The organism is Methylobacterium sp. WL103 (genome assembly GCF_008039885.1).
GTDB classification, from domain to species: domain Bacteria; phylum Pseudomonadota; class Alphaproteobacteria; order Rhizobiales; family Beijerinckiaceae; genus Methylobacterium; species Methylobacterium cerastii.
Window position 1 is genome coordinate 1 of record NZ_VRUX01000055.1, and the last position, 14716, is coordinate 14716.

A 14716-nucleotide genomic window follows, 5' to 3' on the forward strand; every position below is an offset into this window, starting at 1 on the left:
GAGGAACGGCCAGCCGGCCTCTCGGCCGGCTGGCCGTTCCTCCTCGCCGGCACCGCCGCGCTCGCCCTCGGCCTCGCGCAAACCTGGCGCAAGCCCGGTTTCGCCGCAGGCCGCAGCCGGCTCGCCCTGCGGCTGCCGTTGCTGCGCAGCATCGTGGTCGGGGTCGAGCTCGGCCGGATCTGCCGTGTCCTCGGGACGCTGCTGCAGGCGGAGGTCCCGATCCCGGATGCGGTGGCGGCGACGCGCCCGCTCGCAAACAACCGGATCTTCCGGCAGGCGCTGGACGAGGCAGGCCGCCGCCTCACCGAGGGCGGCACCCTCGCCTCCGGCCTCTCCAGCCTGAAAGCCTACGCGCCGTCCACGCTCAACCTCATCGCCAGCGGCGAGCAGGTGAACCGCCTCGGCAGCGTCCTGATCCACGCCGCCGAGATGCACGAGACCCAGACCCGCCAGCGCATCGACCGCCTCCTCGCCCTGATCACGCCGCTGGTCACGATCGCCATCGGCGGCCTGATCGGCGGCCTCATCGTCTCGGTGATGGGCGCGATCCTGAGCGTGGGGCAACTGGCTCAGTGAGTGGTTGATGCCGGTGACGGGGTCGGCTGGTCGTGGCGTCGAGTTAAGAGATCCTCGGTTTGCCGTTGAGATTGTACGGCGGCTGGCTGAGGCACCCGGCGCGTCGGCCTCGCAGTCCATTAATCGTTCCAGACGTCATCCTCTTTGTACGACGTAGATCCAAGGCTGACCCCCTATTCATGACTGGTATTGACTCGTTGCGGTGAAGCGGGAGCGATGACGCCGAGTATGTTAGGTTCGACCATCCTCGGCTGCCTATCGCGGCTCTCGGGCGAGGGAGTGGCGGAGTAGAACCGGTAGGATTCAAGGGCCCTTATTTTGTCGTTGGTTCCGGTGGACGTCGCTGCACCTGCCGGACGGAAGCCTCGATCATCGCAGGCCCGCAATTGCGGTGCCGAAGCGTGAGGCATCCATGTCCGCGACAGATTGCCGAGCGCGTTGCTCGCCGCCCCTGCCGCGCTGATCTCGCGCTGGAGTTCCTCCACGAACTCGCCAAAGGCATTCGAGGCCGCGGCCCCAGCATCCGTGAGGCCCGCCGCCTGCTGGGACCGATCGATCACGAACCGGGCCTGCGTGGAATCGGTGTCGTCGACGATCGCCCGCGCCATCGCAACCACGGAGCCGCGTGTGCTGGCACACTTGGTCGCGGTTAGGGCACGTAACCGTTGGGTGCAGTGCAGCGTAGTCACTGCATCGCAATCGAATTTTTAAGGGACGCACCGCCATGAAGGTGCTGATCGCAGCCACGGCCTTGACCGGGCACGTCAATCCGCTGCTCGCGGTCGGCCGACTTCTGGCCGCACGCGGGGACGTGGTCGTCATGACGACGGCCGAACGATTCCGGAAAAAAGTCGAGGCCGCGGGCCTACGGTTTTCGCCCATCGACGACGACCATGCCGCCGAATATCGCGCGATCGATCTGCCGGCGGGCCCGGAGCGTTATCGGCTGGAATTCGCGCGACGCTTCATCGATCCCATCCCGCACCAGACGGACGCCCTGCGTCGGCTGATCGACGACGAGCAGCCCGATGTCGTCGTCGCGGGAAGCATGTTCCTCGGCGTGCTGCCCCTGTTGCTCGATTCCAAGCCGCGCCCGCCGATCGTCGTCCTGAACGTGAGTTTCCTGTTCCTCGACAGGCCCGACGAGGCGCCCGTCGGCCTCGGCCTGCCGCCGGCGAAGGATTGCGCCGAGCAGGCCCGTTACGCGGTCCTCAAGGCCGGCATGGACGCAGCCTTCGCCGATCCCGTGCGCGTCTACGCGAACGATCAACTCGCGCGCCTCGGCGTACCGGCTCTGCCGGCCGCGCTGCCTCATTCCATCGCCACGCTGCCGGACCTGTTCCTCCAGCAGACCGTGCCGGGCTTCGAGTACGATTTCGGGACGCTGCCGCCCAACCTGCGTTTCACCGGCCTGCTGCCGGTGACGAACGCCGACGTGCCGCTTCCGGATTGGTGGGCGACCCGCGACCTCGGCAAGCCCGTGGTTCTGGTCACGCAAGGCACCCTCGCCAACGCCGATTTCGGCGAACTGATCGAGCCGACCTTGGCGGCGCTGGCGGACCGCGACGACCTCCTCGTCGTCGCGACCACGGGAGGGCGCCCGGTCGAGGCCCTTCGCGGGCCGATCCCGAGCAACGCCCGCATCGCCCCCTTTCTTCCGTTCGACGCGATGCTGTCCGACGTCGCCGTCCTCGTGACGAATGGCGGTTACGGCAGCGTCTCGCAGGCCCTCGCAGCCGGCGTGCCGATCGTCTCGTCCGGGCTGACCGAGGACAAGGCGGAGATCGGCGCGCGCATCGAGTGGTCGGGCGCCGGCCTCAACCTGGCCGCCAACGCTCCGACCGTCGACGCGCTTCGCGACGCGATCGGCACGGTTCTCGCGCAACGGCGTTTCCGCATGCGTGCCGAGGCCGTGGCTCAGGACTTCGCCCGCCTCGATTCGAGACAGGCCGTTCTTTCGGGGATCGACGATGTCGTTCGCGGCGGGCGCGCCGTCAGGGGGATCGCAGCATGACGACAACGCCGATCTGCCGCAGCGCCAGACGTGAATCGGGTGCAAATCGGTCCGCCTACGCTATGCTACGGAGACCTGGGCTGACTGCATTTGCCGCCACGCTCGTCCTGGCTGTGACGACCGGCCTGCCCATGGGATCCGCTGCTAAACTGATTCCGCAGGCCGACGATCAGGACGGCCCTTTCCTTGGCATTTGACGATCAGCGACCCAACCCGATGACGCTCGTTCCTCAGACCATCGATGATGCGGAAGTCCCCTTGCGCGTCGTGGTCGACCTGAACCGTTGTCAGGGCTATGCGCAATGCTGCTTTGCGGCGCCGGGAGTCTTCGACGTGCGGGGCCATGAGATCCTGTTCTACGATCCGGCGCCCCCCCGCGCCCGTCGGGGCGAGATCGAACGCGCCGTCCATGCCTGCCCCGTCCGCGCCATACGCATGCAGGCCGAGCCTGGAGTGACCCAGTGAGCGGCGTCGACACGCCCGGCATGATCGTCGTGGGCGCGTCGCTCGCCGGCCTCCACGGCGCGGAAGCCTTGCGCCTCAACGGTTATCGAGGCCGCATCACGATCGTCGGCGACGAACCGCACCGCCCCTACGACCGGCCGCCTCTGTCGAAACACGTCCTCTCCGGCGAACTGGCCGCGGACGCGACCGAGCTTCCGCAACGCGCAGACCTCGACGCGCGCTGGATGCTGGGTCAGGCCGTGATCGACCTCGATCGTCGCGCGCACACGATCGGCCTCGCGGACGGGGCGGTGCTTGCCTACGACAAGCTGCTCGTCACGACCGGCGCGCGGGCCCGCCCCTGGCCGGTGGAGTCCGGCGGCACGCTCGGCAACATCTTCACCCTGCGCGGCCGTGACGACGCCGCGCGCCTGCGTGCAGCCCTGGTCGCGGGTCCGTCTTGCATCCTCATCGTCGGCGCCGGCCTGATCGGTTGCGAGGCGGCCTCCTGCTGCCGCAGCCTGGGATTGCCGGTCACCCTGATCGATCCAAACCTGACCCCGCTCGCCCGCTCCCTCGGTACGTGGGTCGGCGGCGTGATCGCGGACTGTCTCAAGGATGCCGGCGTCACGTATCGTCCGAACGCACAGGTGCTGCGCTTCGAGGGCGACGCGACCGGCCGGGTGGTTCGCGCCCATCTTTCGGACGAGCATGTCGTCGAGGCCGACCTGGTCATCGTCGCGCTCGGCGCCGTCCGGGAGACGGGGTGGCTGAAGGCGGCCGGCCTGATGGCCGATGCCAGCGGCCTGACCTGCGATGCTGCGTGCCGAACCCTGGACGCCGATGGCGCGCCGTGCCCGGACATCTACGCGGCCGGAGACGTGGCGCGATGGCCGATCTCCCTCTATGGGGATCGGCTGATCTCGGTGGAGCACTGGGGCAACGCCGTCGCGCAAGGCGGCCATGCGGCGCGCAACATGCTGGCGACGGCCGACGACCAACGCCCCTACGACCATCTCCCGGCGTTCTGGTCGAGCCAATTCGGGATCAACATCAAGGCCGTCGGCCTCAGCGAGGGAGCGGATACGGTCGCGATCGTTCACGGCTCGCGCGCCTCGCGACGCTTCCTCGCCGTCTACGGCCGCGAGGGGCGCAGCATCAGTGCCGTGTCGTTCGATCAGGCCCGGTGGCTCCCCGCGTATGCGGAGGCGATCCGGATCGGCGGCGCCTTCCCGCCGATCCGCGATGCGAGCGATCAGGATCGCATCGTCTCCGGGCTCCCCGGCTTCCCGCCGCCGCGCCAAGCCTCCGGCTCACATGTCTCCGGGTCACAAGTCTCCGGCTCACATGTCTCCCGTTCCGACGAGGCTCGTCATGCCTGAGGACACGCTGTTTGCCGAGGTGCTGGACCCGGCCAACCGAGCCGATCCCTATCCGATCTACGCGCGGCTGCGGGAGAAGCCTGTCTCGCGCCAGAGCGACGGCAGCGTCGTGGTGAGCACCCATGCGGCGATCCGCAGCCTGATCTTCGATCCGCGGCTCAGTTCCGAGGATCTGCCGCCCTCGCGCCGGCCGCGGACCGGAAACCCGATCAAGGACTGGCTGCTCAACCCGATCAAGGATCGCATCGTCACCGCGCATCGCCCGCTGATCTTCCGCGATCCACCCGATCACGACACCCTGCGCGGCGTCGTCATGCGGGAATTCTCCGTGACGCGGGTGCAGGCCCTGAGGCAGCGGGTCGAGCGCGACGTCGACGCGCTGATCGAGGATTGCCGGGGACGCGACGAGATCTGCCTCGTGGAGGATTTCTCCTACCCGCTGCCGGTCGCCGTGATCTGCGACATGCTCGGAGTGCCGGAGAAGGACGAGCCGCAGTTCCAGTCCTGGGCTTCGCAACTCGCCACCGCGCTGGAGCCCGATACCCGCCACGACGAGGCCAGCCGGCACCGGACGGCCGCCGCCTTCGACGCCATCTCCGGCTACATGCGTGCGCTGATCCGCGAGAAGCGCCGGCGGCCCACGCCGGACCTGCTCAGCGCGCTGGCTGCACCGTCTCCCAATGGCAAGCCGGCCATGGGCGATTTCGATCTGATCTCGACGGCGATCCTGCTGCTCGTGGCGGGCCACGAGACGACGGTGAACCTGATCACCAACGGCATGCTCACGCTGCTGCGCCATCCCCACGAATGGGACAAGCTCCGGGCCGACCCCGAGCGGGCCCCGCGGGTCATCGAGGAACTGCTCCGCTACGAACCGCCGGTGCACTTCCGAACCCGCAAGGCGCTGGGCACCATCGAGATCGCCGGACACACCATTCCGAAGGGTGCCCCCGTCATCCTGCTGTTTGCCGCCGCGAACCGCGACCCCGCCCGCTTCGCCGACCCCGACCGCTTCGATCCCGACCGTGACGACGTCCAGCATTTTGGCTTCGGCGGCGGACTTCACTACTGCATGGGGGCGCCGCTCGCGCGGATCGAAACCGAAATCGCCCTCGTGGCCCTCAGCCGCCGCCTCGTGGCACCCCGGCTTTTGTCGGATCCGCCGCCCTATAGGAGCGGTGCTTCGCTACGCGGTCCCGAACAGCTTGGCATCGGGATTGGCGGCGTCGTTTGAAGGGCTTTGCGGTGTGGGGGCACCGCCTGAAATGCGGTCTTCTTTGAAGGCAGACTTCCCGGATACCGGCGGCGGCTCGACTTCGTTCAGAAACTCGATTTTTGGCCGAGATTGACTAAAAGTGGCCTTATACCAAGCCCCGTTGAACGTGATTCACGTGAGGTAGCATCGCGATCCAGGTCGTGATTCTCTTTTCAGGTTTGGAGCCTGAGGAGGATGTGATGGCTGCTCCGGTGCCACTGCGATCGGATTATGATGCCGAGGCCTTGCGCGGTCTGGCCCAGGGTTCGCGTGATCCGGCGCAGACCCGCCGCCTGTTGGCGCTGTCGGTGATCGCCGCGGGTGGTCTGCGCTTGGAGGCGGCCGAGATCGGCGGGGTCGGGTTGCAAACGGTGCGCGACCGGGTCGTGGCCTTCAACGCCGATGGACCGGACGGGCTGGTCGACGGCAAGGCCCCCGGGGCTCGGCCGCGCCTGAACGCCGATCAGCGCGATGTCCTCAAGGCGCTGGTCGACCAGGGACCGACGCCAGCCGCACACGGTGTGGTGCGCTGGCGGTTGTGCGATCTGGCCCAGATCCTGTGCGAGGATCACGGCGTGTCGGTCTCCGAGCAGACCTTGAGCCGGGTCTTGCGAGCCATGGGCTTCGCCAAGCTCTCGGCCCGCCCGCGCCATCACGCCCAGGATCCGGACGCCGCGGCCGTTTTTAAAAAGACTTCCCCGACCGTCTGGCGGACATCGCGCAGGCCGTCGGCGGCAAGCCGATAGAGGTCTGGTTCTGCGACGAGGCTCGTGTCGGCCAGAAGAACACCCTGACCCGGCGCTGGGCCGAGCGCGGAACGCGACCCTCGGCCCCCAAGGACCAGCGCACGGCCTCGGCCTACATCTTCGGGGCGATCTGCCCGGCCCGGGGCGTCGGCGCAGGCTTGGTCATGCCCCGCTGCACCACGTCAGCCATGGCTCATCACCTCGAAGAAATCGCAACGACCATCGCTCCTGGCGCCCACGCCGTGCTCCTGCTCGACCAGGCCGGCTGGCACACCACCAGGAAGCTGCCGGTTCCCGACAACATCACCTTCCTGCCCCTGCCGGCGCGCTCACCCGAACTCAACCCGGTCGAGAACCTCTGGCAGTTCCTTCGCGACAACTGGCTCGGAAACCGGGTCTTCCCATCCTACGACGACATCATCGATCATGGCTGTGACGCCTGGCAAAAAGCTCATCGCCCAACCCTGGCGCATCATGCCCATCGGACTGCGCCAATGGGCCCATGGGTTCTGGAGTGGGCCCCTGATGGTGGACAGATTGGGCAGGGCTGATTGACCGGATGGCCGGGTCTTCGAAGGATGAAGACCATGGCACGACACCGTTCCCACAGCGTCGCGTTCAAGCGTCAGGTCGCGCAGGAGTATCTGTCCGGCGAGACGCTGCACGGCCTGGCCAAGCGCCACGACCTCTCGCGCAACCTCGTGCGGGTCTGGGTGCAGAAGTACGAGACCGGCGCGTTCGACGATGACGCGGCCGCCGCCGACACGATCCAAGCCTACGAGGCACGCATCGCCGCGCTCGAACGGCTCGTCGGCCGGCAGGCGCTTGAGCTCGAGTTTTTAAAAGGGGCTCTGCGCCAGGGACCACCGCCGAGAAGCGGGCCTATGTCCGTGATCACCGGCCCGGCAGCCTCTCCGTCGCTGCGGGATGCCGGCTGATGGGTCTGGCGCGCTCCACCTACTACGACGCTCCGACGCGGGCTGCCGACGACACCGCCCTTGTCGAGGCCATGGCGGCGATCTGTGATGCGTTTGAAGCCTACGACTGGCGCCGCGTCCAAGCGGCCCTGCGCCAGCAAGGATGGCGGGTGAATCACAAGAAGGTCCGCCGCCTCATGCGCGCGCATGACCTGCAGCCGCGTGTTTGCCGCCGCTACGTCACGACCACCGACAGCGACCACGAGAGCCCGATCTTCCCGAACCTGGCCCGGGACACCGTTCCGAATAGGCCAGACCAACTTTGGGTCGCGGATCTGACCTACGTCGCGGTGATGGGCGGCTTCGTCTACGTCGCGATCATCCTAGATGCCTGGTCGCGCCGCGTGGTCGGCTACGCGCTTGGCCGGTCGATCGACGCCCGCCTGACCCTCGCGGCTCTGCGCGCGGCGATCGAGCGGCGTCGACCGGCACCGGGACTGACCCACCACACGGACCGCGGCAGTCAATACGCTGCCGAGGCCTATCGGAAGGTGTTGGTCGAGCACGGAATCATCGGTTCGATGGGCCGGCGCGGCAACCCCTACGACAACGCCAAGGCCGAGAGCTTCATGAAGACGCTCAAGGTCGAGGGGGTGTACCCGATGGCGTTCGAGACCTTCGCCGATGTGGCAGCCGAGCTACCGCGCTTCATCGACGAGGTCTACAATACCAAACGGCTGCACTCGGCGCTCGGGTACCTGAGCCCCGTGCAGTTCGAGCAGCAACACGCCCGGCCGACAGTCAAAACCGCCGCCTGATCGTGCCTACCATCAGGGGCCCACTCCAGATCCCCCGCCTCACGGGGTCAAAGTTGAACGCCGAAACACATACCACCCATATGTACCACTACGACGGCAGATCACCCCGATCGGGTAAAAAAGCTAATAATTACAATGCGATAGGAAAACTTGGCGGAGAGGGGGGGATTCGAACCCCCGATGGGCTTGCACCCATGCCGCATTTCGAGTGCGGTACAATCAACCGCTCTGCCACCTCTCCGCGAGGTGCCTCGTCGAGACCGGCGGTGCCTAGCATGAAGCACCGCCGGATCACAAGCGCGATCGCGCTTTTTCGATCGCGATCGTCGGTCGGCTCAGGCCTTCCCGGCCAGCGCCGCCGCGACGACCTGGGCGAAGGCGACCGGGTCGCGCGGGGTGTCGCCGTCCTGGATGCGGGCGAGGTCGAGGAGGGTGCCGGCCGCCGGCGCGATCGCGTCCTCCGGGCCCTCGGCCAGCGCGCGGATCAGCGGGTGGCGCGGGTTGATCTCCAGGATCGGCTTGCCGCCGCCGGCCGCGCGGCCGGCGCGGCGCAGCAGGCGCTGCATCTGCAGGTCGGGTCCGTTGCCGCCGGCCGCCAGCACCACGGCGCTGTCGACGAGGCGGTCGGTGGCGCGCACGTCCGAGACGTCGTCGGACAAGGCCGCCTTGATCTTGGCGACGAGGTCGTCGACGCCGGCCGGGGCCTCGCCGGCCTCCGCGTCGCCGGAGAACTTCGACAGGTCGAGGGCGCCCTGGGTCACCGAGCGCAGCGGCTTCTCCTCGAAGCGCGCGAGCTGCTCGGGCCAGAACGCGTCGACGTGGTCGGAGAGCAGCAGCACCTCGAGGCCGCGGGCGCGGAAGCCTTCGAGCTGGGGCGAGCGGGCGAGCGCGTCGGCGTCGTCGGCGACGAGGTAGTAGATCGCCTCCTGGCCGTCCTTCATCCGCGAGACGTAGTCGGCGAGCCCGGTCCAGCCTTCCACCGCGGAGGACTTGAAACGCAGCAGCGGCGCGATCTCGGCGCGGCGCTCGTGGTCCTCGTAGATACCTTCCTTCACCACCGGCCCGAAGTTCTCCCAGAAGGCCTGGTAGCCCTCGGCGTCCTTGGACCGGCTCGTCAGCTCGGAGAGCACGCGGCCGGTGACCGCGCGGCGGATCTTGGCCAGCGCCGGCGTCGTCTGCAGCATCTCGCGCGAGACGTTGAGCGGCAGGTCCTCGGTGTCGACCACGCCCTGCACGAAGCGCAGCCACGAGGGCAGCAGCTTGGCGTCGTCGGTGATGAACATGCGCCGGACGTGCAGGCGCACCTTGCTCTCGCGCTCGCCCTCCACCGCCTGGAACGGCTTCATCCCGGGCACGAACAGCAACGCCGAGAACTCGAGCGCGCCTTCCGCGCGCCAATGCAGCGTCGCCCACGGCTTGTCGAAGTTTATGCCGACCGAGCGGTAGAACTCATCGTACTGCTCAGGCGTGATCTCGGATTTCGCCTTGCGCCAGAGCGCCGTGCCCTGGTTGGCCGATTCCTCCTTGCCGTCCTCGACGATGGCGATCGGCACGGTGATGAAGTCGGCCCATTTGCGGACCAGATGATCGAGGCGGTAGCTCTCGAGGTACTCGTCGGCATCCTCCTTCAGGTGCATCACGATCGTGGTGCCGGGCTCCTCGCGGGTCGCCGGCTCGAGGGTGTAGCTGCCCTGCCCCTCCGAGGCCCAGGTCCAGGCCTCCTCGGTGCCCGCGCGCCGCGAGGTGACCGTGACGCGGTCGGCCACCATAAAGGCCGAGTAGAAGCCGACGCCGAACTGGCCGATCAGGCTCGGCTTCTCGTCTTCCTTGCCGTCCTGGGGCTTGGCGTCGGCCAGCGTCTGCGAGAACGCCCGCGTGCCGGAGCGCGCGATCGTGCCGAGGTTCGAGGCCAGGTCGTCCTTGCTCATGCCGATGCCGGCATCCGAGACGGTGAGCGTGCGGGCCGCCTTGTCGGGGGTGATCCGCACCTTCGCGTCGGCCGGCAGGGCGCTCGCCGCCGAGGTCAGGGCCTCGAACCGGCGGCGGTCCATCGCGTCGGCGGCGTTGGCCACCAGCTCCCGCAGGAAGATCTCGCGGTCGGAGTAGAGGGCGTGGACCACGAGGTCCAACAGCCGCCCGACTTCGGCACCGAATTCGTGCCGTTCCACCGTCTCGCTCACAGTCGTCGCTCCGCTTTCAAAGGAGCGCTGCCCGACGACGCGGATGTCGGCGCGGCGTCGGGAAGCGCGTCAAGACACGATCCGGCGCCGCCCGGCCGGATCGGACCGGGCGCCACCGCGAATGCGGGGGCGATATGCCGTCGCGGGCCCGCGAATTCAATGCTGGCCGCATGCAGGGCCTGTACAGCCGGCCAGGGTGATCGCTCGAAGCCGCGTTCAGCGGGTTCAGGGCGCGAAGAGCGCCCCGCGCAGCGGGCTTTTCAGGACCTCGGTCCTGAAAGGCGTCGAGCTGAGCGAAAGCCTGAGCCCGCGGAGGCGGGCGCCGGCGACTGAGGCCGAAGTCGAACAGGGCAAGCGCTTTCGAGCGATTGCACGACAGGGCCGGCGCACGATTCTTGCGAATCCCGCGCCGATCCGGCCTATCGATGGCGCACGCGCCGCGGGCCATGCCGTCCGGGGACGTTTCGGGACCGACCACCACCCCATGAGCGGGCGCCAGCACATCATCCCGATCCGGCGGGCCTACAACCGCCTCGTCGCCGACGAGACGCTGGAGGACTACGCCCTGCGCTTCACCGCCAAGAAGGCGCGGCGCTGGTCGGCGTTCCAGGTGGCGCAGACGGCGCTCGGCTCGCTCTCGTTCCTGGCGCTGGAGGCGATCGGCGGTACGCTGATGCTGGCCACCGGGTTCTCGAACACGCTGGCCGCCGTCCTCGTCGTCGGCGTGCTGATCTTCGCCACCGCTGCGCCGATCACGATCTACGCGGCCCGCTACGGCCTCGACATGGACCTGCTCACCCGCGGGGCCGGCTTCGGCTATCTCGGCTCGACCGTGACCTCGCTGATCTACGCGAGCTTCACGTTCCTGTTCTTCGCCATCGAAGCCGCGATCATGGCGCTGGCGCTGCAGCTATGCTTCGGCCTGCCACTATGGATCGGGTATCTGGCCTGCGCCGCGGTTGTGATCCCGCTCGTGGCCTACGGCATCCGCCTGATCAGCCGGTTCCAGATCGGGACGCAGCCGCTCTGGGTCGGCCTCAACCTGCTGCCGCTCGCCTGCATCGCCTGGAAGGGCGACGCCCCGCTCGATGCGCTCTTCGCCTTTCCGGGCCTGGCCCCCGGATCGGGTGCGGGATTCGACGCGGCCCGCTTCGGGCTCGCCGCCGGCGTGCTTCTGGCGCTCCTGGCGCAGGTCGGCGAGCAGGTCGACTTCCTGCGGTTCGTGCCGGCGCCCGAGGGACCGCGCGACCGGCGCTGGTGGGCGGCGGTGCTGGCGGCCGGCGCCGGCTGGATCGTGCCGGGCATGCTCAAGATCCTCCTCGGCGCGTTCCTCGCGGTGCTGGCGATGGAGCACGGCGTCGCGCCGGAGAACGCCGCCGAGCCGACCCGGATGTACTGGATCGCCTTCGGCTACGTCACGCCCTCGCGGGAGGCGGCGCTTTTCTTGATGACCGCGTTCGTCGTGGTCTCCCAGCTCAAGATCAACCTCACCAACGCCTATGCCGGCTCGATCGCATGGTCGAACTTCTTCTCGCGCCTGACGCACAGCCATCCGGGGCGGGTGGTTTGGCTCGTCTTCAACGTCGCCATCGCGCTGCTGCTGATGGAGCTCGGCATCGACAAGACCATCGCCAGCACGCTGCCGCTCTACGCGGTCGTGGTCTCGGCCTGGGTCGGGGCGCTGGCCTCGGACCTCGCGATCAACAAGCCGCTCGGCCTGTCGCCGCCGGGCATCGAGTTCAAGCGCGCACACCTCTACGCGATCAACCCGGTGGGCACCGGCGCGATGACGCTGGCGCTGCTCGCCGGCACCTTCGCCCATGCAGGGCTGCTCGGGCGCGCGCTGCAGCCCTTCGCGCCGCTCTTGACGCTCGGCGTCGCGTTCGCGGCGGCGCCGTTGATCGCCTGGGCGACAGGCGGGCGCTACTACCTGGCGCGGACGCCGAAGGCGGATTGGGGGCGGCCCGAGATCGTCTGCCGGGTCTGCGAGCTGCCGTTCGAGGGCGAGGACATGGCCCATTGCCCGGCCTATGACGGGCCGATCTGCTCGCTGTGCTGCTCCCTGGACGCCCGCTGCGGCGACCTGTGCAAGCCGCACGGCAAGCTGGAGGCGCAGGCGCAGGCCGTGCTCGGCCGGATCGTGCCGGCGCGCACCGCCGCCTGGATCGGCGCGCCGCTCGGGCGCTACCTCGCCCTGATGCTGACGCTGGTGGCCGTGGTCGGGCTGATCCTCGGCATCGTCCACGCCGGGGCGACGCTGGAGCATCCCGAGCACCGCGTGGCGCTGCGCGCCGCGCTGACCAGCGTGTTCTTCATCCTCGTCGTCATCCTCGGCGTGGTCGCGTGGCTGTTCGTGCTAGCGCACGAGAGCCGCCGCGTCGCGCAGGCCGAAACGCGGCGCCAGACCGCCCTGCTCGAGGCCGAGATCGAGGCGCACAAGGTCACCGACGCCAAGCTCCAGACCGCCAAGGAGACGGCGGAGGCCGCCAACCTCGCCAAGAGCCGCTACGTCGTCGGCATCAGCCACGAGCTGCGCACGCCCTTGAGCGCCGTGCTCGGCTACGCCCAGCTGTTGGAGGGCGACGCGGCGATCCCGCCAGCGCGCCAGAACGGCATCCGGGTGATCCGGCGCAGCGCCCAGCACCTCTCGGGCCTGATCGACGGCCTCCTCGACATCTCGCGGATGGAGGCGGGCCGCCTGCAGATCCATCGCGACGAGATCCGCATCGCCGAGGTGCTCGACCAGATCGTCGACATGGTGCGGCTGCAGGCGCAGAGCGCCGGCCTCGACTTCCGCTTCACCCGGCCCGAGATCCTGCCCGCGGTGGTCGCCACCGACGAGAAGCGCCTGCGGCAGGTGCTGCTGAACCTGCTCTCCAACGCGATCAAGTTCACCCAGGCCGGCCACGTCGCCCTCGACCTGAGCTACCGCAGCCAGGTGGCCGTGTTCACGATCCGCGACACCGGGCCTGGCATCCCCGAGTCCGACCTGGAGCGGATCTTCGAGCCGTTCGAGCGCGGGACGACCCCGGCCGCCGCCGGCACGCCGGGGACCGGGCTCGGGCTCACCATCGCCAACCTGCTGGCGCAGGTGATGGGCGGCGAGATCTCGGTGACGAGCGAACTTGGCCGCGGCACGACCTTCCGCTTCCGCCTGATGCTGTCCGCGATCACCCGCGCCGCGCCGATCCCGGTCCCGCCGGCGATCCCATCCCGCGCCTATGCCGGCGCGCGGCGGACGGTGCTGGTCGCCGACGACGATGCCGGGCACCGCGCGCTGATGCGCGAGATCCTGGAGCCGGAGGGGTTCGTCGTGGTCGAGGCGATCGACGGTCCCGCCTGCCTCGCCGCAGCCGAGGCCGAACGCCCGGACCTGCTGCTCCTCGACATCGCGATGCCGGGACTGTCCGGCTGGGCGGTCGCCAAGCGCCTGCGGGAGGCGGGGTTCGCCGGGCGGATCGCGATGATGTCGGCCAACGTCCACGAGATCAGCCCGATCCGCGGCGACGACGCCCCGCACGACGCGATCATCGCAAAGCCCTTCGACCTGCGCGACTTCCTCGAACGGGTCACGCAGCTCCTCGGCCTCGAATGGGCGGGCGCCCCGGAGGCGGAGCCCGAGCCGGCGGCGACGCCCTCCGCGGAAGCCTCGGGGCCGTCGCCGCAGCAGGTCGGCGACCTGCTGCGCCTTGGGCGGATCGGGCACATCCGCGGCATCGAGGCCAAGCTCGCCGAGATGGCGCAGGATGCGAGCGTGCCGGATGCGTTCGTCGCGCGGATGCGCGGCCTCGTGGCCGATTTCGATATGCGGCGCTACCTGAGCGTGCTGCAGGCGATGGCGGAGGGCATGGCGGATCGCGCGGTCGCGTCGGAGGGAGCCGCCGTCGATGGCTGAGCCGCAGCGCGACATCGTCCTGGTCGTCGACGATTCCCCCGACACCTTGAACTTCCTTACCGAGGCGATCGAGCGCTCCGGGGCGACCGTCCTCGTCGCGGTGGCGGGCGACCTCGCCCTGGCGCTGGTCGACGAGATCACCCCCGACGTGATCCTGCTCGACGCGATGATGCCCGGCATGGACGGGTTCGAGACCTGCCGCCGCCTCAAGGCGAAACCGCACGTCGCGCACGTGCCGGTGATCTTCATGACCGGGCTGACCGAGACCGAGCACATCGTGAAGGGGCTCGGCGCCGGCGGCGTCGACTACGTCACCAAGCCGATCGCCCCCGACGAGATCCTGGCGCGCATCCGCGTGCATCTGGCGAGCGCGCGGGCGGCGCAGAGCGCGCGTGCGGCCCTCGATACCGCGGGCCGCACACTGTTCGCCGTGGACGCGGCCGGCGCCGTGGCGTGGTGCACGCCGCAGGCCGCGCCCACGGCGAACAG

Annotated in this window: 10 protein-coding genes, 1 tRNA gene and 2 pseudogenes; 10 read left to right on the forward strand and 3 right to left on the reverse strand. The window is 69.0% G+C overall.

All coding sequences use genetic code 11. The features are described from left to right. Positions 1–576 (forward strand): type II secretion system F family protein (locus FV222_RS06085; RefSeq protein WP_187277234.1); only part of this gene is annotated, 576 nt, incomplete at its 5' end. Positions 577–749: 173 nt separating this feature from the next. Here FV222_RS06085 and FV222_RS06090 read toward each other — a convergent pair. Further along, a complete protein-coding gene (locus FV222_RS06090) occupies positions 750–1184 on the reverse strand; it encodes a hypothetical protein (protein ID WP_147763306.1) in 435 nt (144 codons plus the stop codon). Positions 1185–1300: 116 nt separating this feature from the next. On the opposite strand from FV222_RS06090, the gene FV222_RS06095 reads away from it, so the two are divergent. The 7 genes and pseudogenes from FV222_RS06095 to FV222_RS06125 all read left to right on the forward strand — a co-directional run. Then, the gene (locus tag FV222_RS06095; RefSeq protein ID WP_147763305.1) at positions 1301–2590 is read left to right on the forward strand and encodes a nucleotide disphospho-sugar-binding domain-containing protein; all 1290 of its coding nucleotides are present in this window, start codon (positions 1301–1303) and stop codon (positions 2588–2590) included. 258 nt (positions 2591–2848) lie between these two features. Next, positions 2849–3055 carry a ferredoxin gene (locus FV222_RS06100; RefSeq protein WP_147752084.1) on the forward strand — a complete coding sequence of 69 codons (207 nt, stop codon included), beginning with the start codon at positions 2849–2851 and terminating at the stop codon, positions 3053–3055. Between the two features lie 20 nt (positions 3056–3075). Further along, complete coding sequence (locus FV222_RS06105) at positions 3076–4416, forward strand: FAD/NAD(P)-binding oxidoreductase (protein ID WP_147813461.1); 1341 nt, start codon at positions 3076–3078, stop codon at positions 4414–4416. Then, positions 4409–5650 (forward strand): cytochrome P450, encoded by a 1242-nt coding sequence (locus FV222_RS06110; protein WP_147763304.1) that lies wholly within the window; start codon positions 4409–4411, stop codon positions 5648–5650. The genes FV222_RS06105 and FV222_RS06110 overlap by 8 nt, the downstream gene beginning before the upstream one ends. Positions 5651–5832: 182 nt before the next feature. Further along, positions 5833–6972, forward strand: a pseudogene (locus tag FV222_RS06115) (IS630 family transposase). Between the two features lie 32 nt (positions 6973–7004). Then, a complete protein-coding gene (locus FV222_RS06120; protein ID WP_147763303.1) occupies positions 7005–7355 on the forward strand; it encodes a transposase in 351 nt (116 codons plus the stop codon). Then, positions 7316–8152, forward strand: a pseudogene (locus tag FV222_RS06125) (IS3 family transposase); the annotation flags it as partial. The gene FV222_RS06120 and the pseudogene FV222_RS06125, both read left to right, overlap by 40 nt. Positions 8153–8303: 151 nt before the next feature. On the opposite strand, the gene FV222_RS06130 reads toward FV222_RS06125, so the two are convergent. Together FV222_RS06130 and htpG are read right to left on the reverse strand one after the other, a co-directional pair. Beyond that, positions 8304–8393 (reverse strand) — tRNA-Ser (locus FV222_RS06130). A 94-nt stretch (positions 8394–8487) separates the two neighbouring features. Next, on the reverse strand, positions 8488–10332 hold the full coding sequence (htpG, locus tag FV222_RS06135; protein ID WP_147763301.1) for a molecular chaperone HtpG: 1845 nt from the start codon (positions 10330–10332) through the stop codon (positions 8488–8490). 484 nt (positions 10333–10816) lie between these two features. On the opposite strand from htpG, the gene FV222_RS06140 reads away from it, so the two are divergent. After that, positions 10817–14227: an ATP-binding protein gene (locus tag FV222_RS06140; protein ID WP_147813457.1), complete on the forward strand. Its 3411-nt coding sequence runs from the start codon at positions 10817–10819 to the stop codon at positions 14225–14227. Continuing rightward, positions 14220–14716, forward strand: a 497-nt coding sequence (locus FV222_RS06145) for a response regulator (RefSeq protein WP_147813459.1), incomplete at its 3' end; no start/stop codon positions are given. The genes FV222_RS06140 and FV222_RS06145, both read left to right, overlap by 8 nt.